Raw genomic sequence first — 23,159 nt, forward strand, 5'->3', positions numbered from 1 at the left:
CAAAGTTAAGGATGACGACAAAGTTAAGGATGACGACAAAGTTAAGGATGACGACAAAGTTAAGGATGACGACAAAGTTAAGGATGACGACAAAGTTAAGGATGACGACAAAGGCAAAGATGTCGATGAAGTTAATAATAACGACAAAATTAAGGACAATGACCGAGTTAAAGACAATGACAGAGCTAAGGGCAATGACGACATTAAGGACGACGACAAAGTTAAGGATAGTGACGAAACTCAGGAAGATGCTGACGAGAAGAAAGACCGGCCTGCGCAGAAGACTGTGCAACGCCCTAGCGACAAAGACCAAGATGGACCAGAAGACGAGCCTCGCGCCGGCGATAGTGACAGGGATGACGATGAAGATGGGGGCGACGAGTAAAACTTTTCTCTCGGTGAGAGTGCAACCTTTTGTCGGGGAGTGCATTATCTAGGTAAAGGCCGAGAATAGTCTTGGCCTTTACCATGAAGGAGTGATTAAATTGTTAAAATCTCGAGCTGCTAAGCTCACCGCGTTGACCCTGGTCGCCGCTCTCTTGTTCGCTGGCTACACTACATATTCGGCGCCGAGGGCTTTCGCCGAACTGACGGTTCAAGTAAATCCGGAAATTGTACTCACTCTCGATCAACACCAAAAGGTACTGGCAGCCCGCTTTACGGGGCTTCTGGCTCACCCTACTTTAGGAGACCTTGCCCTAGTCAATCTATCTGTGGGCGAGGCCTTAGATAAAGTGAACGCGGCCCTCACTGTACTAGGCCTCTTAACACCAGACCGGGAGGTATTGATTGTCGTCAATCCCGTGGGCGGTGCCAATAGCGAAAAGGTGCAGGGCATTGCCGCTGCGGCCGAGGAGAAGCTTAAGACCCATCTCAAGCAGCAAGCTAATCTCCCTCCTGCTGTCACCTCTGTTCTCGTCAGCACCCCCCTCACTGAAGTAGCACAGCAACTCTCAATTCCACTGAGTTCTTTCGCTCGCTTTCTCCGCAAAGGGGTTACGGAGGCCAATCTGACCGCCATTATGGCGCTGCAGGATGGGCTTAAATTAGACGCGGCAGCCTTTGCACAAGAGTTTAACAAAGTGGTCAAGTCCTTTGCCGATATGCGCGAGGCAGGTCTGCCTGAGGACACGGCACTAGCCCTACTCTCGGAGTCCCTGCAACTTGATGGCGCACTAAAGAATGTGTACCACCTCGTCTCCGGCTTGATAGATATGCACGAAGCTGGCCTATCCCCAAGCGATATGTCGGCCGCTCTAGAACTGCATCGCGACCTCAAGCTCTCGCCCTCCTTGCTCCGCCGGGAGTCAGATTCTCTCTTCTCCTCCCTGATCGACATGCACGAAGTCGGTGTTCCTAGCGCTGTCGCCCTCTCCACTCTCCAGGCGGCCATGCTGGCTGACCCCTCCCTTAAAGAAATCGACACCATTGTCTCTGCCCTGATTGATCTTGTTGACAAAGGCGCCACCGCCGAAGTCGCCTTGGCCAGTATAAATACCGCCATCAGTGCCGATCCCACCTTGAAGAACCTGGATGGAATGCTGGGCCTTAGCCCCGGACGTGGACGCTCTGACGACGATGATGATAAGAACAATGAGAATAAAGGCCAAGGCCGCCGCGACAAAGATGACAAGTCAGACGATAACGACGAAGACGAAGAGGACCAAGACGACCAAGACGACCAAGACGACCAAGACAAAGATGATAACGATGACGAAAGGGACGACAAAGACAAGGACAAAGACGACGATGATAAATCCGACAATAAGAACTTGCCAAAAGGCAGAGGGCGCGGCAACTAAGCCCTAGTGTAGGTCAAGGCATAAGGCATCGCTGTTACTCTCCACTCACACAATAAAAGGCTGCCCCGAAGTTGCGGGGCAGCCTTTTGTTGTGTGAGTAAGTTTAGGCAAAAACCACAATGGCGTCTTTTCTCTTGATGCGCAACATCACCGTCTCGAGCACGCGCAGGCTGTGGTTTAGCTTGTCGGGGCCTAGGTAGCCCGTAATCATATCCTGCCCGATAACGAGATCCATGTTTTGTGCTTCACTGCATACCAGGACAGCGGAATTGGTGCCGAGAACAGCAGATTGGAATAACTGGCCATCAACCAACTTGCCCACCCGCTCGGACTCGAGCAAGCCAGTGTGCGGTTGCACACGCTGCATTTGCCGATAAAGGTCTGGGCTTACGACCAAGGCAAAATTGCTCACCAAGCCGTTGCCGACTAGGATTTCGATCCCCCGGGCGACGTCTGTAAAAGCCGTCTCGCCTTCGGCCCAGTTGCCTTTGGCGATTTTTTCGACTCCGGTGGCAGTTAGCAACCCCTCATAGCCTTGTTCAAGATTGCCAAGGAAAATAAGCTCATCTTCCTTCTTGGCACATATGGCAGCAGCCCCGGCCACGCTCGATAAATCGAGCGGCAGATTGAACTGCGCACTATGTTCGACATCGCGCCACGTGATCTTAAAGTCCTTGTACACCATCGGAATCTCCATGAAACGCCGACTCTTAACGCCCAAAGGAAAACACTCGTTCTCCCCAAAAAACTCGATATGACCGCAGTCCGTGGAGTCAAAAGAATCTATGTTGATGCTCTGCACACCCGCACCTAGTGGACCATAAAGGCTAATAAAACGTCTGCCCACCAGTACTTGGCGCGCGATTTTGACTACCTTATCGTCTATTTTGGCCCATTGCTCCAAGGAAAATGGCGCGTCCTGCCTTGACAAGAATTCCATATTGCGCACCTCCCTACTCTTTCTTGAGACTGCCGATGGTCGCGCGCCCAGTAGAACTTATACCGAGGGACTCTAGCATTTCTCTAACTTCGCCTTCGCCTTCAGCAAAATGCTCGGCCTCTTGCGGGTCTAAATGCCGCAGCAGGGCCATTAGTTCACCCACATGAACTTTTTCTTCGTCGCGGATGTCGCCAATAACCTTCTTGGCCACTGGGTCATCCGTGGCTAAGACATGCGCATCATAGACAAAGATGGCTTCGAGTTCTCCGGCAATATTGAGGCGGATGGCCTGAATAAGCTCTTCTTTGGATATCTTTCTGTTGACATTGCCTTGGAACGGATTAGCAAAATTTGGCACGTGCACGACACCTTCCTTCTAAAAATTGTTCCACCTATACTATATACCATTATGTGCTATTGAGCATTATCTTAACAAAAATTTCTCTTTTGTGCTCAACCACGACTACAGCAGCCCTGCCAGCACTACGGCAAACAACATGGAGGGCAAGAGGTTGCCAATTCTGATTTGCTTTAGTTCCAGTATATTGATTCCAATGGCTACAATGAGGAGCCCACCCGTAGCTGACATTTCTGTAATTGCGGCAGGCGATAGTAAGGGTGCGATTACGCCCGCCAGCAAGGTGATGGCTCCCTGGTAGAAGAGCACGGCAAACCCCGAAAAGACCACACCCACTCCCATGGTGGAGGCAAAAACTACGGCTGAAACGCCATCGAGCATGGCTTTGGCATAGAGGATGGTGTGTTCCCCCGTAAGTCCGCTTTGTAGGCTGCCCGTGATGGCCATCGCCCCCACGCAGTAAATTAAACTGGTGGCGACAAAGGCCTGCCCCGCCTGACCTTCGCCCCGCCCAAATCTCTTTTCGGCCCTTTGGGCAAGGCGGTAAAGGCGCCCTTCGATATCTAGCCACTCGCCAACTAGCCCGCCTAGCACCAGGCTTCCGATGACTATTAAGGCGCTTTCTGTAGTAAGTGCCATTTTAAGTCCAATGAGCATGACCGCTAACGCCAGACCATGCAGTATGGTTTCCTTACTTCGCGTCTTTATACCCCCCTCTAGGAGTATACCGAGCAGTCCGCCGAGCATAATTGCTACCGCATTGACTATCGTGCCAAACATTGTTCCTCCCGCGCAATCTCCTCTACCGCCGCGAGGAGTTCATCTACCTCTGCTGTTGTGGAAAACGGACCGGGGCTCGCCCTGACTGCTCCCTGCGTTGTAGTACCCAAGGTTTGGTGAGCCAGGGGTGCACAGTGCAGGCCAGCCCGTGTAGCCAGGCCGAAATTAGCGTCTAAGATATGCGCTACCTCCGTCGAGCCCAAGTCGTAAATATTGAAGGCCACGATAGGTGCGCCTTCAGATCGCCCATAGACCTTAACTCCGGCGATAGCGCTCAGCCCATGGCGCAGTCTCATTACTAGCTCGCTTTCATGCCGGTAAATGTTGGGTAGTCCGCGCAGGGTTATATATTCTAAAGCGGCGGCTAGCCCGGCGATTCCTACGGTATTAAGGGTGCCGGCCTCCAGACGATCTGGGTAGACTTCAGGCATGGCCATATGCATAGAGAAGCTGCCCGTGCCCCCATAGAGCAGCGGAACAACGTCAACACCCTCTCTGACATAGAGGGCGCCGACTCCTGGCGGCCCTAGGAGCGATTTATGCCCTGGTACAGCCAGCAAGTCTACCCCCAACTTCTCTACATCTATAGGAAAGACCCCCGCTGTTTGCGCGGCATCCAGCAAAAACAACGCCCCCGCCTGCCGAGCTAGCTGACCCACTTTCTCTACGGGGAGCATAGTTCCACAGACATTAGAGGCATGGGTCATGGCTACAAGGCGCGTGTTCTTGCGCATGGCCTTGGCGACCGCCTCAAAGGGTAGCGAGCCATCTTCCTCGCCAGGCACGATAGTTACCTCTACGCCTTGCTCTGCCAAGTGATGTAGCGGGCGCGCCACGGCGTTATGCTCAAGGGAAGTGGTGATGCAATGGTCCCCCGGGCGCAGTACGCCAAACAGCGCTATGTTTAGCGCCTGCGTCGCACTAGCGGTAAAAATCAGGCGCGAGGCATCGGCAACACCAAAGAGCGCCGCCAAGCTCTGGCGGCAGAGAAAAACGGTTCTGCCAGCTTCTAAGGACATGGCATGCCCGCCGCGGCCAGGGTTGGCGGCGTTATCGCGGAGAAAGCTCACCATCGTCTCTCCCACGCTGGGCGGCTTGGGCCAGGCAGTGGCCGCATTGTCTAGATAAATAGTGTTCTTCATGCTATGTTCCCGACCTCACCAGCATTTCAAGCAAACGCTCTAACTCTTCCACGCTGTGGTAGCTGATTTGAATTTCTCCCCCCGGCCCCTGGTGCTTAAGCAACACTTTAACCTGCAAGCGCTCTCGCAATTGCGCCTCGGCCTCCCGGTACTCCAGTGGCAAGGCAGGGGTAGTCTGTCGGCTGATTGTTTCACGTGAAACATTTTGCAGGCCCTGGGCGGCCTTCTCAGCCTCCCTTACTGTCAAGCCCTTGTCTGCGATACGCAGGGAGAAGGCCTCTCGTAAATGCTCAGGCGCAGCTAGAACCGCCCTCGCCTGACCGGCGCTTAGTAGGCCCTTGGCCACAAGGTCGGCTGCGACTTGCGGTAGAGCCAGCAAGCGCAAGGTGTTGGCCACATGAGAGCGGCTCTTACCAAGGCGCTCAGCAATCTTCTCTTGCGTGTAGTCAAGGGTCTGCAACAAATGGTTGAAGGCGTTTGCCTCCTCTAGCGGGTTCAAGTCCTCGCGCTGTAGGTTCTCGATAATAGCGATTTCTGCGCTCTCTAAATCGGTCATATCGCGCACCATAGCCGGTATCTCGCGCAAATTAGCGAGCTTGGCGGCCCGCAGGCGCCTCTCCCCCACCACTAATTCAAAACGGTCGCCGCGCGGGCGAACCGTGACCGGCTGAATCACGCCATGCTGCTTAATCGAGTCAGCGAGCTCGCGCAGTTGGTCGTCCGAAAAAACACGTCGCGGCTGGTGCGGGTTTGGCGAAATACGGTCGAGAGCGATGTTCTGCACGCCATCTTCAGAAAGGCTCTCCATGTCGGTAATCAGAGCCTGCAGTCCCTTGCCTAGGCGCGACTTAGCCACGTGCCAACACCTCCCTGGCGAGATCCATGTAAACCTCCGCCCCCCGAGAGCGCGGATCGTAGGTCATAATCGGTTGCCCATGGCTTGGCGCCTCACTCAGACGCACATTGCGTGGTATGATGGCCTCGAAAACCCTTTCTTTGAAAAAGACCTTGACCTCATCTGCTACCTGCGAGGCCAAATTGGTGCGCGAGTCAAACATAGTCAGAACCGCGCCCGTGACGACAAGACTGGGGTTGAGATGCCGCTGCACCAAAGCCACTGTATTCATCAACTGAGTCAAGCCCTCCAAAGCGTAGTACTCGCACTGCACGGGGATCAACACCCCGGTCGCAGCCGTCAATGAATTAAGGGTCAACAGCCCAAGGGAGGGCGGGCAGTCGATCAAAATGAAATCGTAACCCCCTAGTAAAGGGGACAAGGCCTCTCGCAACTTTATCTCCCTCTGCATGGCCAATACCAACTCTACCTCGGCCCCAGCCAGCTGAATGGTCGCCGGCACGATCTCCAGCCCTGCGATAGCGGTCGGTATAATTACAGCGTCAAGACTTAGTCCCTCGATCAACACATTGTAAATGCACTTCTTGATGCGGCGCCGATTGATTCCTAGCCCAGAAGTAGCATTCCCTTGGGGGTCGATATCCACGACAAGGACCCTTTGCCCGAGCTCCGCCAAACCGGCTCCTAAATTAACAGCGGTGGTAGTCTTTCCTACCCCGCCTTTCTGATTAACAATGGCAATCACTTTTGCTGGCATGCGTCTTCACCTCGACACCCTTATTCTAAGCTACTGCGCCTTCCCCTAGCTCACTTGCTCTTAGGAATGCGCACTACCACTTCGTAGTACTCGTCGCTGTCTCTCTCTTGCACCGAAGCGGCGACGCCATTGCGTTTCATTAAATCTACCGCCTGGCGAACCGTGTTGACAAATATGCGTACATCGCGCACCAGCAGTTTGCGCACTGGCTTCACAGCTGTGGCCGCAATCGCCTGCGTTACGGGCTCCCCGGCGAGATACCTCTCTACAGCCTCTTCCACTTGGCGAACCGTCATATCCTCGCTGATGATCTTGGCCGCCACGTCCGTCTGTACGTCTCCGTCCTCAATTTTTAGCAAAGCGCGCGCCTGTCGTTCATTGACAGCGCCGCTGGCCAGTAGTTCCTTAACCTCAGTGGACAGCTTCAACAACCGGCGCTTATTAGCAATGGTCGACTGGCTCTTGCCTACGCGCTTTGCTAACTCCTCCTGGGTGATCTGAAACTGCGTCAGCAGCTGATCGTAAGCTACAGCCTCCTCCAGAACATTGAGCTCCTCGCGCTGAATGTTCTCGATAAGCGTCGCTTGCGCCACTTCTTGGTCAGTGTATTGTCGTACCACCGCAGGGACTGTGCTAAAGCCAGCGGCCTTAGCGGCCCGCAGGCGCCTCTCACCCGCCACCAGCTCGTAAATATTACCCACCTTGCGCACCACCAGGGGCTGAATAATGCCGACTTGCTTGATCGAATCGCGCAACTCAGCTAGACAATCCTCTGAAAAAGTCTTGCGCGGTTGATACGGGTTAGGCTTTACGTCATTGACATTGAGTTGTAGGACCTGCTCAACGTTGCGGCCACCAAACCACCTCATCAAACCACTCCTCCCTACCTTGCTTCGCGGTGTACCACCTATAATTCGCTGCCGTAAAAACCGTTACCTTTCGTAAGGGCTCACTGCAGTGGATTTTTTTCCGGAGTGCCCGCCTGGCGTGGAAAGCGGCGCTCAGTCTCCGCAATCTTAGGCACAACTACCAAGACCCTCTCCTCACCACTGCCCGGCAGCTGCCAGCGCACCACCCTAACCTGGCCCCCGCCAAGCTTCTGCACCGCGTTACCCGCTTCCTCTATTTCCTCAGGTGCTCGCGGTCCCTTCATGGCCAAAAATAAGCCGCCTGTTTTGACAAAGGGCAGGGCCAATTCGCAGAGTACCGCGAACTTTGCCACCCCCCGTGAGACGGCAAAATCGAACTGCCCACGCTTAGTCGCCTGGTGGGCCATGTCTTCGGCCCGCCCATGCTGAGCCACCACGCGCTCGGCCAAGTCCAACTTGTTAATTGCTTCCTGCAAAAAACCTACCCGCTTCCTGAGGCTGTCAAGGAGGGTCATTTGTAAGTCCTTGCCAGCAATGGCCAAGGGCAAACCGGGAAACCCTGCGCCACTGCCAATGTCAATGCCCGTACCGCGGTGCGGTAAGACCAAGAGCGCCGACAAACTGTCTAAAAAGTGCTTGCGCCAAATCTCGCCCTCGTCGACTATGGCCGTGAGATTCACCTTTTGGTTGTATTCCTGCAGTAGCGCACAGTAAAGAGCGAAGCGCTCGCGGTGTGCATCCTCTAGTGTGACACCTAGCTCCGCTACGGCCGCCTTAAAATCCTGCCAGTTCACTGCGCTCACCTACCTTCAATATAGACTAGTAGCACGGCCACATCTGCCGGCGAGACCCCGCTCATACGCAAAGCCTGACCAATGTACTGCGGCCTTTGGCGGGCTAGTTTCTCCCTAGCCTCGCTAGACAGGCCCTTAATCTCCTCGTAGCGGAGGTCGCTTGGTATCTGGCGGTTCTCTAGGCCGAGAAACCGCTCCACCTGTTCCTTTTCTTTAGCAATGTAGCCCGCATACTTGACTTCGATCTCTACTCTTGTCGCCAATTGCCAAGGTACCGCCGCAAGCTCTACTACCATCTGGCACAGTAAGTTCCAGCGTACTTCGGGCCGGCGCAAAAGCTGGGCCGCTGCCTGGGCCTCGGCAATAGGCGTGGTGCCCACACTTTGCAGCAGCACATTGACCTCCTCCGTAGAGCGAACCTGCTGCTTCTCCATCCAAGCCACCCAAGTCGCTAACTCATCCTCTTCCTCTTTTATGGCCTGGAGTTCGGCCGGAGATATCAGCCCGTACTGGGCTGCTCGCGGCCCCAACCTGCCGTGCGCATTATCGAGACGTAGCAGTAAGCGATGCTCTGCGCGCGAGGTCATCAAACGGTATGGCTCAACTACTCCCTTGGTAACGAGGTCGTCAATCAGTACCCCCAAGTAGGCCTCCGAACGACGCAGGATCAGGGGCGGTAGCCCCTTTACTTGCGCCGCGGCATTTATCCCAGCCAAAAGCCCCTGCCCGGCGGCCTCCTCATAGCCTGAAGAACCGTTTATCTGACCGGCGAAGAAAAGGCCCGCACAAACCTTGCTTTCTAGGGCGAGCGTTAGCCCCGTCGGCACAACGTAGTCGTACTCAATGGCATAGCCAGGGCGGAGCATTTCTACCTGCTCCAGTCCTATTATTGAGCGCAGCATCTCTACCTGCACATCCTCGGGCAGACTGGTCGAAAATCCCTGCACATACATCTCGTCCGTGTCATAACCCTCAGGCTCTAAAAAGATCTGGTGGCGCTCCTTATCAGCAAAGCGCACGATTTTATCCTCGATAGACGGACAGTAGCGCGGACCCCTGCCCTCTATCAGTCCGGCATAAAGTGGCGAACGGTGTAAATTCGCGCGGATTATCTCATGGGTGCGGGGAGTCGTGTACGTCAACCAGCAAGACAACTGCTCTTTTGGCTCGCTACTGCTGCGCGCGGAAAACCGCCATGGTTCCCTATCGCCCTGTTGTTCCTCCATACGGGTCAAATCTACCCCCCGCCGATGAATCCGCGGCGGAGTTCCCGTCTTAAAGCGTCCCATCTCAATGCCAAGGCCGCGCAAATTGTCTGCTAGACCGGTAGACGCCAAGAGACTATTCGGTCCGCTGAGTAGAGTGGAACTGCCTACAATGACCTTGCCGCCAAGGTAAGTCCCCGCCGTGATAACTACTGTCGGCGCGGTATAAACAACACCGTAATGGGTGCGCACACCCTGTACGCGTCCGTCCTCAGTAAGCACTTCCGCAACTAAGGCTTGCACAAGGCGTAGACCCTCGGCCTGCTCAAGCAGCCGCTTCATCTCTACGTGGTACTGCCTCTTGTCAGATTGAGCGCGTAAAGCGCGTACCGCAGGTCCTTTGCCTGTATTTAACATGCGCATCTGTAAGTAGGAGCGGTCTGCCACCAGCCCCATCAACCCGCCAAGCGCATCTATCTCAGCAACCACATGTCCCTTGGCCGGCCCCCCTACAGAGGGGTTACAGGGCATCAGGGCAATGGAGTCTAGACTTTGGGTCAGTAAGAGAACGCGGCACCCCATACGTAAAGCCGCATGGGCAGCCTCACAGCCAGCATGGCCAGCCCCTACCACTATGCAATCATAGCTTTCTGCCCTGTTCAAAATACCTTCCTCATTTCCCAATACAAAACTGTGCAAAGATCTCGTCTGTCAGGCCATGTGTGACGTCGTCACCAGTTATCTCGCCCAATAAGGCCAAGGCCCTGCGCACATCAATCACCACCATCTCCAGTTCCCAGCCCGCTTTAGCTGCGCACATGGCGGTCTCCGTAGCCAAGCGAGCCTTACTAAGCGCGGAGGTGTGCCGAATATTGGTTACAAATTGGGCTTGCGTGCCGAGCGTAACCCGCGCCGCGGCCGCAATTAACTCCCTAAGCTCATGAACGCCAACCCCTGTGTGGGCACTGACACCTAACCAAGCGTTCTCACCAGGCAGAACAACTCGCGGTGGCAAATCGCTCTTGGTCAGTACAATATGGCGCTTAAAATTCGCTGTTCTCTCTAGTAAACTGAGATCCTCGGCATGTAGCTCCTCTGACGCATCGATCAGCAACAAAACAAAATCCGCCTGCTCCATGGTCTGCTCGGTGCGCTCCATGCCCAAACGCTCTAAGAAATCGCCTTCGGCGCGAAGCCCCGCCGTGTCAAACAGTTTGAGCAACAGGCCCTCATGGTTGATAGTAACCTCTAAGACATCCCGCGTAGTGCCGGCGATGGAAGTCACAATGGCCCTTTCCTGACCTGCGAGGTAGTTAAACAATGAAGACTTGCCGACATTAGGGCGCCCAATCAAGGCGACGCGAAACCCCTCTCTAACCACCCGCCCACCTCGGGCGGTAGCGACCAGGCTGTCTAAATTTTCTGCGGCCAGAGCCAGCTCGGCCTCCACCTCACTGTGGGTGAGGAGCGGAGCGTCAAGATCGGGGAAATCAAGATGTGCCTCAACCAGAGCTAGAGCCCCGAGTAGGCGCTGGCGAATCTCCAATATCTCGCGCCTTAAAGAGCCCTGCAAATGTAAATTGGCGTTTCGTAAAGCCAGATCGGAACTGGCGCGAATAACATCGATTACGGCTTCCGCCTGGGCAAGGTCGATGCGTCCATTAAGAAAAGCTCGCTTAGTAAACTCGCCGGGGGCGGCCAAAGCCGCACCGCACTCTAGCAGCCTCTCTAGTACCCGGCCCGCCACAAAGGAGCCCCCGTGTACGCCAAACTCCACCACATCCTCGCCCGTATAAGAGTGGGGCGCGCGAAAGTAAGTCAGCAGACACTCATCAATACGTTCTCCACCCAAAGCGCAAACCTCTCCATAGTAAACGCGCCAGGGCTTAGGCGAGAAGCGCCCCCTGCGGCGCCTAAAGCACTTTTTAGCAACGGCGAGCGCCAGTTCTCCAGATAAGCGCACCACGGCAATGCCGCCCTCCCCCGGGGGAGTCGCTATCGCAGCGATAACATCTTGGTACAAATTTCTTCCTCCTTAACAAAACAACCCAGTAACAAGCAGTTACTGGGTAAACAAGCCATTAGCGCACCGCTATAATCACTTTGCGGTAGGGTTCGTCCCCCTCACTGTAGGTCACAATGCCAGCCTCATCTTGTAAGGTCATGTGCACAATGCGCCTCTCAGCCGCACTCATAGGCTCAAGTATGGCCTTCCGTCCCGTACTGCGAACTCTCTCCGCCAAGCTCTTACTGAGGTCAACTAGGGTTTGTTTGCGACGCTCACGGTACTGACCAATATCGACTAGCAAGCGTCTATCCCCGCCCACGCGCGAGTAGATGACCGCGGCCAACTGCTGTATAGCGTCTAGAGTCTGCCCTCTTTTGCCGATCAACATGCCCGTGTTAAGACAACCCACCGCGATTTCAACTTCGTCTGCGGTTTCACGAACAATAGTGCAGCTGGCTTCTTTCGCACCCATGTGCGCCACTAAATCGAGGACAAAGTCAATGACCTTGTCCTCAGGCTGCAGTCTCTTGGTCACCAGGATGCGGGCAGGCTTCACTCCCCACAAACCAAAAACGCCCTTGGTAGGTTCCTCAAGCACCGTGACCTCAACTTGCTCCAACACGAGACCTAGTTCAAGCAAAGCTGCTTGAATAGCTTCCTCTACGCTTTTAGCCGTCTTTTCGACGCTTAGCATTCGTCTCTGCCTCCACTTCCACGACTTGGCGGCTGGTAAAAACGGTGTACAAGTATTCCTGCCCAATAGTAAACAAGTTGCGTGAGACCCAGTATAGAGCCAGTGCAGTGGGGAATTGCAGGGTAAACCAGCCCATAAACAGGGGCATCATGTACAGCATGGTGCGTTGCGAAGGTTCCGTACTCTGCATCGTCTGCTTGGACTGCCAGAAAGTCGTGCCAACGGTCAAGATAGGTAGTATCCAGTAGTACCAACCAAGCGTCATGATGGCGTTCTCGGGATTCGGGATAGTCATATTTAGGCCCAAGAATAAAGGTTGTTTGTCAAAAATACCCGGAACCTGGAGCACATTAAACATAGCCCACAACACCGGCATCTGAATGATCATGGGTAAGCAGCCTGAGGCAGGATTGACCTTGTGCTTGGCCCACAGCTCTACAGTTGCTTCATTCACCTTCGTCTTGTCATCTTTAAACTTCTTTTTGATGGCATCAAGCTCAGGCTGCACACGGCGCATAGCGCGCGTAAACTGCATTTGCTTGATATTCAGCGGCAAGGTGACCACGGTTACCGCCAGTGAAAGTAGTATTACCGCCCAACCATAACTCTGCGTGAAGTCAAAAAAGAAATCTAGCATGGCCCGCAACATCATGTTGATCATTTCCATTATAACTATCATCCCTCCGGCACTTATTTCACAGGGTCGTATCCGCCCTTAGACCACGGGTGACAACGAAGCACACGATGTGCCGCCTTCACGCATCCACGCAAAGCCCCGTGCCGCTCGATTGCCTCTGCAGCATACTGGCTACAGGTAGGTCGGAATCGGCAGCTAGGGGCCTTATAGGGCGAAATATAGCGTTGATAAATACGTATCAAGCTTAAAGAAAACTTTTTCATGGCTCACTCCACATTTTTAGACGGCGACAGATCTGCTGAAACTCTCTTTCGAGCTCCGGCCAAGTGGCCTTTACTGCGCCGGCTCGGGCGATGACTACCAAGTCCCTTCCCCCTTTTAGACGCGGTAAGAACTGGCGCACCATCTCTTTGAGTCTCCGGCGCGCTCTATTACGCACTACGGCATTCCCCAACTTTTTGCCCGCAGAGAAGCCAATACGAACACTGGTGGACTCGCGCGGCATGGTATAAACTACCATGAGACTCGAAGCAGCAGACCTACCGGTTCCGAAAACTTGTGAGAAATCTTTTCTCTTCTTCAGTCTAAAAGAGCGGCGCACCAGTATCAGCTCCTCATGATTAAAAGGCCACGTGCGCGGCCTTAGGCAGACAGAACTTTTCTTCCCTTTAGACGACGCCTGCTGAGCACCTTGCGCCCATTAGCCGTACTCATCCTCTCACGGAAACCGTGCACCTTCTTACGCTGTCTATTGTTGGGTTGAAATGTACGCTTCATATATTCACTCTCCCTTCAGAGTCCATAACGCCAGACTATCTTTGAAATTATACCAAAACGATGTCCCAGGCGCAATAAATAAACTCGCTTTAGTATCCATGTCGAACTTTGTCGTTTATGCACACCTGTTGATAACCTTGTAGATAAGTTGTATATTATGTCGAACCCTCACGCAGCTTAGCGAAGTTAGGGAGGCCGACTAGGCAGGTTGTGTCGGCGGGCCACGTATTTTACCACACACAGGCGTTCTCCACACCTGTGGATAACTTTGTGGACATCTTGCAGTGCCAAAAACCTCGAAAAAGGGCGAAATCACTTGCAGCGACAAGCTCTTCTAGGCCTAAAATGACCATCCACAAGCCTTGTGAATAGGCTCATCGTCGAAAGACGCAAAAAAATATCCACAGGGTGGGATGACGCCATAGGATTCGACTCAATATATGTTGAACGTATACATCTACACATTCTGGGGAGGTTCTAAAATGGTAATGAGCGCAGCCGAGTTATGGCAGACTACTCTTGGTTTGCTAGAAGCACAAATTAGTAAACACCAATTCGAGACTTGGCTACAACCATGCCAAGCACATACCTTGCATGGCAACACCCTCCATATCACTGTAGCCACCGAGTTTAATCGTAATTGGCTCGAAAACAACTACACTCCCACCGTACAGAAAGCGCTCTCTTCTATTCTTAACAGAGAAATGCTTGTGAAATTCACTCTCGCCAAAGATGAACCACAAAAACCCCTTCTCGTCGAGAAAATGGCGGGTGAAGACTGGCCCATACTTAATCCTCGCTATACTTTTGACAATTTTATCATCGGCGAAAGCAATCGCTACGCGCATGCAGCCTCCTTGGCTATCTCGGAAGCACCAGCGCGAGCCTACAACCCTCTTTTTATCTACGGAGGAGTCGGTCTTGGCAAAACGCACCTTATGCATGCCATTGGCCACTTTGTGTTGCAAAGATACCCAGGGATAAAGGTTGTCTATATCTCATGTGAGAAATTTACTAATGAGTTTATTTCTTCCATTCAAACGCGCAAAACAGTAGAATTTCGCGCTAAGTATCGCTCAATAGACCTACTACTAGTAGATGATATCCAGTTCTTAGCAGGTAAAGAACAAACCCAGGAGGAGTTTTTCCACACATTTAATGCTCTTCATGAGGCCAACAAGCAAATTATTTTCTCTAGTGATCGTCCCCCTAAAGAAATCGCCACGCTAGAAGAAAGGCTCCGTAGTCGCTTTGAGTGGGGTCTTATTACTGATATACAGCCACCAGACTATGAAACGCGCGTCGCTATTCTGCGGCAAAAAGCGGATAGCGAAAATTTCCGTATTCCTTTAGAGTTAACGTCCTACCTCGCAGGCCGCATCAAGAGCAATATTCGCGAACTAGAAGGCGGCTTAAACCGCATTATGGCCTATGTTTCTTTCAGCAAAAAACCAATTACACGCGAACTCATCGACGAAGTCTTGCGTAATCTATTCCCCGAAGAGAAAACCCGCATTTTGACAATCCTAGACATCCAAAAAGTCGTCGCTGCTCATTTCGGCCTTAAAATAGAAGAGCTCTCGGCCAAAAAACGCACCCGCAATGTCTCCCTACCGCGCCAAGTGGCCATGTTTCTAGCGCGAAAAAACACCGAGGCTTCCCTCCCCCGTATCGGGGACGAGTTTGGGGGACGTGACCACACCACTGTTATCCATGCTTGCGAAAAAATCGCCACCGATATAGCCAGCGATGCTGCTTTTGCCGCCATTGTGCGCGAAATAGAGGCCAAACTGAAAACAATATAGTCCACACCCCCTTGCAACCTTATCCACCATCCCTTGTGGATGACCACAACGCTACCTAGAGCAACTAACATGCTCGGGAATAGTAAAATATATAACTCACAGGCGAATGTATTGTTTACACTCTGCCCTCGCATAGCCTTTTGTACTTATCAACATCTCCACAGCCCTTAGTACTAGTGCTACGATTCTTTTTAACTAATACTATATGCACTTCACTAAATCTATAGAACGGAGGACACCCATGCACATTTCCGTAAAAAAAGATGACTTTGTCGCCGCTTCCGTTGCCGTAAGTCGAGTCATTAGCTCTAAAACAGGTGGCTCCTCAGCTAGTATTCGCCTTATAGCTGAGAATGACACCCTAATCCTCACCGCCAATGACTTAGAACTAGCCATCTCTTCGCGCATCAAGGCTGAAATTATCGTACCAGGCTCGATAGTTGTGCCGGGTAGGTTGCTCGGTGAGGCCGCGCGGCGCTTCCCCCATGATGACGTAACCCTTCATGTCATGGAAGGAAGACAGGTGCTAAGAATATCTAGTGGTTTTTCTGACTTAGAATTAGTGGGTATGGGTGCCGCCTTTTTTCCGGAGCTACCTGATGTAGATGGTTTAAAAGTGATCACCCTGCCGCAGAGTCAGTTAAAATCCATGCTCCGGCAAGTTAGCTTTGCTATGTCGCAAGATAGTGTTCGCCCCATACTTACTGGCATGCTGTGGGAATATAAAGGCAACTCTCTGCGCCTTGTCGCTGCCGATGGCACCAAAGTAGCCTCTCGACGTGAAGAAATCAGCGAACAGGACGACACCTCTTTTTCGTTAGTTATGCCAGGTAGAACGGTAAATGAACTGATTCGCTTACTCTCAGATACAGACGATGAAGTGCAAGTAGCCGTCGGGAAAAGTCACTGTCTTATACAGATGCAGGAGACAGTCGTGGTCACCAAGCTCTTAGAAGGCAATTATATTAATGTCGACCAGTATGTGCCGACTAACTTTACCAATGTTGTGGAGATAAAACCGAAAGTGCTCCTTACGGCCCTCGACCGTAGTTCTGTAGTAGCAAAAGACGCCCTCACTGGCATTGTTAAGTTATCCTTAGACAAGCAAATGCTGACGATCAGAGCACATTCCGCTGAGCTAGGTAGCCACCATGAAGAGTGGCCGGTAGAAATGACCGGCGAGCCCTTAGAAATATTTTTAAATATTAAAGTGCTCAGTGATATCATGAGGTCACTAGATTACGGTGACGCCACCATTTCCTTTACCGGTCAATTTGGTCCGGCTGTTTGTCGTAGCCGTATTAACGAGAAGAATTACTGGAGTCTGGTCATGCCTGTCAGGTTATCATAGGAGAGGAGAAACAGGCTTTGAAGGAACACATTACCCTAGGACAATTTCTCAAGGCACAAAATTTTATCTCGAGCGGCGGAGAAGCCAAGCACTTTCTTATTGAGCATGTGGTGCTGGTTAATCAAGAAAAAGAACAAAGGCGCGGGCGCAAACTTTACCCTGGAGATACCGTGCATATAGACCAACAAAGCTATACAATTACCTAGCTATGTGGATTAGAGAAGTCACGCTTATTAATTTCCGCAATTACGCCAAGGAAACCATTGTTTTTTCGCCAGGCATTAACCTAATCATAGGGAGTAATGGTGAAGGCAAGACAAATCTCTTAGAGTCCATATTCTTACTAGCTACCACACGTTCTTATCGTCAGTCGCACGAAAGAGACATGGTGGCCTTAAGTTGTGATTCTTTTTATGTTTCAGGCGCGGCCACTTTAACGGGCGATATCAAGCATACTTTAGAGCTCGCTTACTCACAGGTGCAAAAAAAGAAACAAGTAAAAGTATCTGGTGTACCTGTTACTAGGCTCACGGACTTTATGGGGATACTCAATGTTGTCTTCTTCTCGCCAGAGGATTTAAACTTAGTAAAAGGGCCCAAGGGCCTGCGTCGTCGCTTTTTGGACATCCTTCTCTCGCAGATTGACAAACTGTATCTTTACACCCTGCAGCAATATACTCGCGTCCTCAAACAGCGCAATGAATGCCTTAAATCGATCCAGCGAGGCACAATGCGCACCACGGATTTAGCGCCCTGGAATGAGCAATTTGCCTCATTAGCCGAAAGAATAGTCAGGCGAAGAGCAGAAGCAGTGACGGAGATAGCCAAGTACTTCGCGGTGTATTCTCGAGCCATAAATCAAGGTAAAGAAATATTAGCTCTCGAATATATTAGCCAATTACTAAAAGTAAAAGACATTTTGTCTAATGTCAGCATTCATGAAGTACTACTAAAAAAACAACAAGAAGACATCGCACGAGGTCTCACCAGTGTAGGACCACACCGCGACGACCTGTTATTTACGATTAACGGCCTACAGGCAGCAGAATATGCCTCGCAAGGGCAGCAACGCACCGCTGTGCTAGGCTTGAAAATGGCGGAATTAGAGTACATGTATAAAGTAACAGGAGATTATCCGATACTACTTCTTGACGATGTTTTTTCGGAGTTAGATCAGTCGCGCCGTGAGCTGCTCTTGTCAACACTACATGGCAAGGTGCAGGCGCTAGTAACGGGCACAGAAGTGCCGGCGTTTAGTTTGTCACCTCTAGAAGCCTCTCCGCAACTTATCCGTGTACGACAAGGCAAGGTGATTTAGTGTATCTTCATCTAGGTGGCGAGGTCGTGGTCTCAAGTGCTGAAATTATAGGTGTTTTCGATATAAATATCGCCAAAAACCCCTCAACCAGAGACTTCCTTAAGCGAACACAATCGAAAAATATGCATGTCACAGTGACCTTAGGACATGAAACAAAAGCTTTTGTGGTGACCAATGATAAGGTTTATCTTTCTCCTATTACTGGCGCCACTCTTCGTCGCCGCAGTATTAGCCTGTTAAACAGTATTCCACGTGAGCCGTGAGAAATCACGGTTTTTCTCTGCACAGAAGGTAAATGTTTGATATGATTCAAAGTGGGCACAAAAAAGAGGCGGTGGTCAGATGACAATGAAGGATAATGGGAATTACGAGGCATCTCAAATACAAGTGTTAGAAGGTCTCGAAGCAGTAAGGCGCAGACCTAGTATGTATATAGGTTCTACTAGCAGCAGGGGCTTACATCACCTGGTGTGGGAGATTGTCGATAATTCAGTGGACGAGGCTCTAGCCGGGCACTGCCACCATATTGATGTTGTGGTACTAGAAGATGGCAGCGTTAGTGTGCGCGACGATGGGCGGGGTATCCCGGTAGGCATACATCATCAAACAGGCCGCACTGCAGCAGAGACGGCCTACACGGTGCTGCACGCGGGTGCAAAATTTGGTGGTGGCGGGTACCAGGTTTCGGGCGGGCTGCATGGAGTTGGCGCCTCGGTGGTAAATGCCTTGTCCGAATGGTTAGTGCTAGAGATTCAAAGAGATGGCGGGCTCTATCAACAGAGGTATGTGCGTGGCGTTCCTCAGACAGAGTTAGTCAACTTAGGAGAAAGCCAGGCTACAGGGACCTTTGTTCACTTTAAACCCGATCCTGAAATATTTGAAGAGACAGAGTTTTCGACGGAGACTCTGATGTTGCGCTTGCGCGAGTTGTCCTTTCTCATGCAGGGCTTACGAATTTCTTTTACTGACCTACGTAATGGTACACATGAGATGTTTCACTATGAGGGTGGCATAAAATCTTTCGTTAATTTTCTTAATAAGAACAAGAATGTGCTACACAAAGACCCTATATTCTTCGCGGCCGATAAAGAAGGTGGTCACTTTGAAGTGGCCATGCAGTTTAATGACAGCTACACAGAGTACATCTACTCTTTTGCGAATAATATTCATACGGTCGAAGGTGGCAGCCATGAGGCTGGCTTTAAGATCGCTCTAACCCGCACTCTGAATGATTTTGCCCGTAAATTCAATATTCTCAAAGAACAGCACGCCAACTTGACCGGAGAAGATATACGCGAGGGCTTGACCGCGGTAGTTAGCGTTCGCTTGCTGTCGCCTCAGTTTGAAGGGCAGACCAAGACGAAGCTCGGTAACTCCGATGTCCGTGGCATGATAGATTCTTTTGTGGGGGAAGGTTTAACGGCTTTCCTGGAGCAAAACCCTAGTATCGGCAAGAAGATTATTGAAAAGGCCGTGCTAGCCTCACAAGCGAGGGAAGCCGCACGCCGGGCGCGTGAATTGACTAGGCGCAAGAGTGCTTTAGAAATTACTGCCTTGCCGGGCAAACTAGCCGATTGCTCGGTCACTGACCCTAGTTTGTGCGAACTATACCTGGTAGAAGGTGACTCGGCTGCCGGTTCTGCCAAGCAAGGGCGTGACCGTAAATTTCAGGCGATTTTACCTTTAGGCGGAAAAATACTTAATGTTGAAAAAGCTCGCTTAGACAAAATACTCAACCATGAAGAGATACGCACTATCATTACGGCCATGGGAACTAGTATCGGCGAAGATTTTCAAGTCGCTAAGGCTCGTTATCATAAAGTCATCATCATGGCTGATGCCGATATCGATGGTTCGCATATACGCACTCTTCTCCTTACCTTTTTCTTCCGGTACATGCAGCCACTCATTGAAGCAGGCTACCTCTACATCGCGCAACCACCCCTTTACTTGGTTAAAAAAGGAAAGTTGGAGAGGTACTGCTACAGCGACGATGATCTTGAGAAAACGCTTAAAGAGATCGGTCGCGGCAGTTCAGTCGTTATTCAGAGATACAAAGGCCTAGGCGAGATGAATGCCGATCAGCTTTGGCAGACCACAATGAATCCCCATCAGCGCATACTTTTACAGGTCACGATTGACGAGACTATGGTAGCCGATGAGATTTTTACCATCCTGATGGGCGACAAGGTGGAGCCACGGCGCGAGTTCATAGAGCGTTACGCTCATGAAGTCACTAATTTAGACATTTAAGGAGGTGGCTGGTATGGACTACACCCATGGAAGAATAGAACAGATCAAAATCGAAAGCGAAGTAAAGAAATCTTATATTAACTATGCGATGAGTGTTATTGTTTCACGCGCCTTACCCGACGTCAGAGATGGTCTTAAACCGGCACATCGGCGCATTCTCTATGCCATGCATGAGATGGGTTTTACGCCCGATAAGGCCTACAAAAAAAGTGCGCGTATCGTGGGTGAAGTGCTTGGTAAGTACCACCCCCATGGTGATATGGTTATATACGACACCATGGTGCGGCTCGTGCAGACTTTCTCTTCGCGCTACCCACTGATAGATGGACATGGTAATTTTGGCTCTATCGATGGCGATTCAGCCGCGGCCATGCGCTACACCGAAGCACGTCTAGATCCGCTGGCTATGGATATGCTAGATGAACTAGACAAGAAAACAGTCAATATGGGCCCTAATTTTGACGACACCCTGGAACAACCTTTAGTGCTGCCAGCGAGATTTCCCAATCTATTGGCCAATGGAACTTCTGGCATCGCGGTAGCCATGGCTTCGAACATACCGCCGCACAATCTTAGCGAACTCATCGACGCCGTTACTGCCCTGATTGACCGCCCAGAAATGACTGTGCATGAGCTCGCAGAGCATGTTAAGGGGCCCGATTTCCCGACAGGCGGGCTCATTCTCGGGCGCGAAGGTTTTATGCAAGCCTACGAAACAGGCAGGGGCTCCGTTCGCATACGTTCTAAGACCCGCCTTGAGAAAATGAATAACGGCAAAACGAGGATTATCGTCAGTGAAATACCCTACCAGGTCAATAAGGCAAAAATGATCGAGCGCATTGCCGAACTAGTCAGAGACAAGCAGATTGACGGCATTACCGACTTGCGCGACGAGAGTGATCGCGATGGCATCAGGGTGGTCATTGAGCTTAGGCGCGACGCGCAGAGTGAGGTTATTCTTAAACAGCTGTTCAAGCACAGCCAAATGGAGACTACCTTTGGGGTCAATATGTTGTCCTTAGTTGACGGACAGCCGAAAACACTGACTCTCAAGGAGATGCTCTACTACTTTGTCGAGCACCAAAAAGACGTGGTTACACGGAGAACGCAATTCGACTTAGACAAAGCTGAAGCGCGAGCACACATACTGGCTGGGTTACGCCGTGCCCTTGACTTTATCGACGCCATTATTGCTTTAATTCGCGCTTCGCTTAGTACGGAAGAGGCCAAGAAGGGTTTAATGGAACAATTTACCTTCTCGGATAAGCAAGCACAAGCGATTCTAGATATGCGACTCGCTCGCCTTACCGGACTAGAGCGCAATAAACTAGAGGACGAGGAACGTGAGGTTCTAGCTCTTATCGCGGAGCTAAGAAAGATTCTAGGTGACGAAGCAGTGCTCCTTGAGATTATAAAAAGTGAGATTGCCGAAATTAAAAAACGCCACGGTGATCCGCGACGCTCTGAAGTGGTAGAAGCCCTTGGGGATGTCGGCGCCCTAGACTTAATTGCGGAAGAAGATGTAGTCGTCACCTTAACACACCAAGGGTATATCAAGCGCCTGCCACTAGAAACATACCGCAGCCAGCGTCGCGGGGGCCGAGGTATAACTGCTATGGGTACACGTGAGGAAGACTTTGTCGAAAATCTATTCATCACTACCACGCATCACTACCTCTACTTTTTAACCAACAAAGGAAAGATATATCGCACCAAGGTGCATGAAATACCAGAAGCGAGCCGCCAAGCACGCGGGCTAGCCCTTGTTAACCTTATCTCTTTAGAGGCTAAGGAGAAAATTACGGCGGTTATTCCTGTGCGTGAGGCCTCGGGCGAGGAAGAATATCTGTTTATGGCGACAAGACAAGGCATGGTCAAGAAAACCCTCCTTGCGGAGTACGCGAGCATGCGCAGCAATGGCATCATAGGCATTTCTTTGCGCGAGGGCGACGAACTCATCTCTGTGCGTCTAACTAATGGCCAGCAAGAAGTAGTACTCGGCACACGTATGGGCATGGCCATCAGGTTCGACGAGAAAGATGTGCGACCGATGGGACGCGATACCCAAGGCGTCAAGGGCATAGAACTCGACCAGGGCGATTACTGTATTGGCATGGATATAGTCAGAGAAGGGGTAGACATTCTGGTCGTAACACAGAATGGTTTTGGCAAACGCTCGGCCATCGAGGAGTACCGCAAGCAGACACGCGGCGGCAAGGGGATTCGCACCGTCAAGATGAGCGAAAGAAATGGTCAAGTAGTTTGCTTGCGAGCCGTCAATTCTGAAGATGACTTGATGGTTATCACCGAGCAAGGCATTATCATTCGCATGGATATGAGAAGTATTTCGCAACTAGGACGTTCTACCCAAGGGGTCACCATTATTCGGCTTGACCAAGGCGATTCCGTCGTGGCCATTGCGCGGGTTGTGCAAAAAGCCGAAGTGCAAGAGCAGTAGTCTAAATTTTGATGCCCAAGCGTCCCAGCAGGTTGACGTACAGTGCGTATGTAGCAGCCATGACGCCGCAAGCTATAAAGAGAGAGCTAAAAAAACCGAGATTGCGCCTCAGGAGAAACTGTAAGGCAATAAAGAAGATGAGAGAAGGCAGTATAATCCAGCTAATGCCCTGGGAGAGAGCGATGACCTTGTTTACATCTTTGGTATCAGTGTAGAGCCAGACCATGGCTAAAATTGAGGTCAGAGGAAGCGAGGCAATAATCGCTCCTAGCATGGGGAGGCGTTTGCTGGCGGTAGAGATGGAAGCTACTAGCAGAGCAGAAACAAGCGTCTTTATCACAAATTGCACTGTTCT

25 protein-coding genes are annotated in these 23,159 nt (G+C 51.5%); 9 read left to right on the forward strand and 16 right to left on the reverse strand.

Features of this window, described 5'->3' with window-relative positions; translation table 11 throughout:
• Together KGZ92_05890 and KGZ92_05895 are read left to right on the forward strand one after the other, a co-directional pair.
• A partial coding sequence (locus KGZ92_05890) for a hypothetical protein (GenBank protein ID MBS3888819.1) occupies positions 1–385 on the forward strand: 385 nt, incomplete at its 5' end.
• 100 nt (positions 386–485) lie between these two features.
• Complete coding sequence (locus tag KGZ92_05895; GenBank protein ID MBS3888820.1) at positions 486–1,802, forward strand: hypothetical protein; 1,317 nt, start codon at positions 486–488, stop codon at positions 1,800–1,802.
• A 103-nt stretch (positions 1,803–1,905) separates the two neighbouring features.
• On the opposite strand, the gene KGZ92_05900 is transcribed toward KGZ92_05895, so the two are convergent.
• The 15 genes from KGZ92_05900 to rpmH all read right to left on the reverse strand — a co-directional run bounded on the left by KGZ92_05900 (position 1,906) and on the right by rpmH (position 13,619).
• Entirely contained in the window at positions 1,906–2,742 is an 837-nt protein-coding gene (locus KGZ92_05900) for a bacteriocin family protein (protein MBS3888821.1), read from the reverse strand.
• Between the two features lie 13 nt (positions 2,743–2,755).
• Complete coding sequence (locus KGZ92_05905; GenBank protein ID MBS3888822.1) at positions 2,756–3,100, reverse strand: demethoxyubiquinone hydroxylase family protein; 345 nt, start codon at positions 3,098–3,100, stop codon at positions 2,756–2,758.
• 105 nt (positions 3,101–3,205) lie between these two features.
• On the reverse strand, positions 3,206–3,880 hold the full coding sequence (locus KGZ92_05910; protein ID MBS3888823.1) for a DUF554 domain-containing protein: 675 nt from the start codon (positions 3,878–3,880) through the stop codon (positions 3,206–3,208).
• Positions 3,865–5,022, reverse strand: coding sequence for an aminotransferase class V-fold PLP-dependent enzyme (locus KGZ92_05915; protein MBS3888824.1), 1,158 nt, complete (start codon positions 5,020–5,022; stop codon positions 3,865–3,867). Before KGZ92_05915 ends, KGZ92_05910 begins: the two co-directional genes overlap by 16 nt.
• Before the next feature lies 1 nt (position 5,023).
• Entirely contained in the window at positions 5,024–5,878 is an 855-nt protein-coding gene (locus tag KGZ92_05920) for a ParB/RepB/Spo0J family partition protein (GenBank protein MBS3888825.1), read from the reverse strand.
• Positions 5,871–6,635, reverse strand: coding sequence for a ParA family protein (locus tag KGZ92_05925; protein ID MBS3888826.1), 765 nt, complete (start codon positions 6,633–6,635; stop codon positions 5,871–5,873). The genes KGZ92_05920 and KGZ92_05925 overlap by 8 nt, the downstream gene beginning before the upstream one ends.
• Positions 6,636–6,685: 50 nt before the next feature.
• The gene (locus tag KGZ92_05930; GenBank protein ID MBS3888827.1) at positions 6,686–7,507 is read right to left on the reverse strand and encodes a ParB/RepB/Spo0J family partition protein; all 822 of its coding nucleotides are present in this window, start codon (positions 7,505–7,507) and stop codon (positions 6,686–6,688) included.
• Positions 7,508–7,584: 77 nt separating this feature from the next.
• On the reverse strand, positions 7,585–8,298 hold the full coding sequence (gene rsmG, locus KGZ92_05935) for a 16S rRNA (guanine(527)-N(7))-methyltransferase RsmG (GenBank protein ID MBS3888828.1): 714 nt from the start codon (positions 8,296–8,298) through the stop codon (positions 7,585–7,587).
• A gap of 5 nt (positions 8,299–8,303) precedes the next feature.
• Positions 8,304–10,169, reverse strand: coding sequence for a tRNA uridine-5-carboxymethylaminomethyl(34) synthesis enzyme MnmG (gene mnmG / locus KGZ92_05940; GenBank protein ID MBS3888829.1), 1,866 nt, complete (start codon positions 10,167–10,169; stop codon positions 8,304–8,306).
• Between the two features lie 7 nt (positions 10,170–10,176).
• Positions 10,177–11,526, reverse strand: coding sequence for a tRNA uridine-5-carboxymethylaminomethyl(34) synthesis GTPase MnmE (gene mnmE, locus KGZ92_05945; protein MBS3888830.1), 1,350 nt, complete (start codon positions 11,524–11,526; stop codon positions 10,177–10,179).
• Between the two features lie 58 nt (positions 11,527–11,584).
• Complete coding sequence (locus tag KGZ92_05950; GenBank protein MBS3888831.1) at positions 11,585–12,205, reverse strand: protein jag; 621 nt, start codon at positions 12,203–12,205, stop codon at positions 11,585–11,587.
• Positions 12,180–12,884 (reverse strand): YidC/Oxa1 family membrane protein insertase, encoded by a 705-nt coding sequence (locus KGZ92_05955; GenBank protein ID MBS3888832.1) that lies wholly within the window; start codon positions 12,882–12,884, stop codon positions 12,180–12,182. The genes KGZ92_05950 and KGZ92_05955 overlap by 26 nt, the downstream gene beginning before the upstream one ends.
• 11 nt (positions 12,885–12,895) lie before the next feature.
• Entirely contained in the window at positions 12,896–13,105 is a 210-nt protein-coding gene (yidD, locus tag KGZ92_05960) for a membrane protein insertion efficiency factor YidD (protein MBS3888833.1), read from the reverse strand.
• Complete coding sequence (gene rnpA, locus KGZ92_05965) at positions 13,102–13,443, reverse strand: ribonuclease P protein component (protein MBS3888834.1); 342 nt, start codon at positions 13,441–13,443, stop codon at positions 13,102–13,104. Before rnpA ends, yidD begins: the two co-directional genes overlap by 4 nt.
• A 41-nt stretch (positions 13,444–13,484) precedes the next feature.
• Positions 13,485–13,619 (reverse strand): 50S ribosomal protein L34, encoded by a 135-nt coding sequence (gene rpmH / locus KGZ92_05970; protein MBS3888835.1) that lies wholly within the window; start codon positions 13,617–13,619, stop codon positions 13,485–13,487.
• A 482-nt stretch (positions 13,620–14,101) separates the two neighbouring features.
• Between rpmH and dnaA the strand changes: the two genes are divergently transcribed.
• The 7 genes from dnaA to gyrA all read left to right on the forward strand — a co-directional run bounded on the left by dnaA (position 14,102) and on the right by gyrA (position 22,804).
• Complete coding sequence (gene dnaA / locus KGZ92_05975) at positions 14,102–15,424, forward strand: chromosomal replication initiator protein DnaA (GenBank protein ID MBS3888836.1); 1,323 nt, start codon at positions 14,102–14,104, stop codon at positions 15,422–15,424.
• A 241-nt stretch (positions 15,425–15,665) separates the two neighbouring features.
• Complete coding sequence (dnaN, locus tag KGZ92_05980) at positions 15,666–16,775, forward strand: DNA polymerase III subunit beta (GenBank protein ID MBS3888837.1); 1,110 nt, start codon at positions 15,666–15,668, stop codon at positions 16,773–16,775.
• The gene (yaaA, locus tag KGZ92_05985; protein MBS3888838.1) at positions 16,772–16,981 is read left to right on the forward strand and encodes a S4 domain-containing protein YaaA; all 210 of its coding nucleotides are present in this window, start codon (positions 16,772–16,774) and stop codon (positions 16,979–16,981) included. Before dnaN ends, yaaA begins: the two co-directional genes overlap by 4 nt.
• Positions 16,982–16,983: 2 nt before the next feature.
• A complete protein-coding gene (gene recF / locus KGZ92_05990; protein ID MBS3888839.1) occupies positions 16,984–18,093 on the forward strand; it encodes a DNA replication/repair protein RecF in 1,110 nt (369 codons plus the stop codon).
• 26 nt (positions 18,094–18,119) lie between these two features.
• On the forward strand, positions 18,120–18,356 hold the full coding sequence (locus KGZ92_05995; protein MBS3888840.1) for a DUF370 domain-containing protein: 237 nt from the start codon (positions 18,120–18,122) through the stop codon (positions 18,354–18,356).
• Between the two features lie 85 nt (positions 18,357–18,441).
• Complete coding sequence (gene gyrB, locus KGZ92_06000; protein ID MBS3888841.1) at positions 18,442–20,346, forward strand: DNA topoisomerase (ATP-hydrolyzing) subunit B; 1,905 nt, start codon at positions 18,442–18,444, stop codon at positions 20,344–20,346.
• Positions 20,347–20,359: 13 nt separating this feature from the next.
• A complete protein-coding gene (gene gyrA, locus KGZ92_06005; GenBank protein ID MBS3888842.1) occupies positions 20,360–22,804 on the forward strand; it encodes a DNA gyrase subunit A in 2,445 nt (814 codons plus the stop codon).
• A gap of 1 nt (position 22,805) precedes the next feature.
• Here gyrA and KGZ92_06010 read toward each other — a convergent pair whose 3' ends face one another.
• Entirely contained in the window at positions 22,806–23,153 is a 348-nt protein-coding gene (locus KGZ92_06010) for a DUF3147 family protein (GenBank protein MBS3888843.1), read from the reverse strand.
• Positions 23,154–23,159 lie beyond the last annotated feature (6 nt).

This window comes from Bacillota bacterium (assembly GCA_018333655.1).
In the GTDB taxonomy this organism is placed as follows: domain Bacteria; phylum Bacillota; class UBA994; order UBA994; family UBA994; genus BS524.

What these genes read in the sequence shown, in the direction of transcription:
- KGZ92_05900 (MBS3888821.1), bottom strand. Translation starts at nt 2,742, where the DNA reads ATGGAATTCTTGTCAAGGCAGGACGCGCCATTTTCCTTGGAGCAATGG.
- KGZ92_05910 (MBS3888823.1), bottom strand. Translation starts at nt 3,880, where the DNA reads ATGTTTGGCACGATAGTCAATGCGGTAGCAATTATGCTCGGCGGACTG.
- KGZ92_05915 (MBS3888824.1), bottom strand. Translation starts at nt 5,022, where the DNA reads ATGAAGAACACTATTTATCTAGACAATGCGGCCACTGCCTGGCCCAAG.
- KGZ92_05925 (MBS3888826.1), bottom strand. Translation starts at nt 6,635, where the DNA reads ATGCCAGCAAAAGTGATTGCCATTGTTAATCAGAAAGGCGGGGTAGGA.
- KGZ92_05950 (MBS3888831.1), bottom strand. Translation starts at nt 12,205, where the DNA reads ATGCTAAGCGTCGAAAAGACGGCTAAAAGCGTAGAGGAAGCTATTCAA.
- KGZ92_05955 (MBS3888832.1), bottom strand. Translation starts at nt 12,884, where the DNA reads ATGATAGTTATAATGGAAATGATCAACATGATGTTGCGGGCCATGCTA.
- yidD (MBS3888833.1), bottom strand. Translation starts at nt 13,105, where the DNA reads ATGAAAAAGTTTTCTTTAAGCTTGATACGTATTTATCAACGCTATATT.
- rpmH (MBS3888835.1), bottom strand. Translation starts at nt 13,619, where the DNA reads ATGAAGCGTACATTTCAACCCAACAATAGACAGCGTAAGAAGGTGCAC.
- dnaA (MBS3888836.1), top strand. Translation starts at nt 14,102, where the DNA reads ATGGTAATGAGCGCAGCCGAGTTATGGCAGACTACTCTTGGTTTGCTA.
- dnaN (MBS3888837.1), top strand. Translation starts at nt 15,666, where the DNA reads ATGCACATTTCCGTAAAAAAAGATGACTTTGTCGCCGCTTCCGTTGCC.
- recF (MBS3888839.1), top strand. Translation starts at nt 16,984, where the DNA reads ATGTGGATTAGAGAAGTCACGCTTATTAATTTCCGCAATTACGCCAAG.
- gyrB (MBS3888841.1), top strand. Translation starts at nt 18,442, where the DNA reads ATGAAGGATAATGGGAATTACGAGGCATCTCAAATACAAGTGTTAGAA.
- gyrA (MBS3888842.1), top strand. Translation starts at nt 20,360, where the DNA reads ATGGACTACACCCATGGAAGAATAGAACAGATCAAAATCGAAAGCGAA.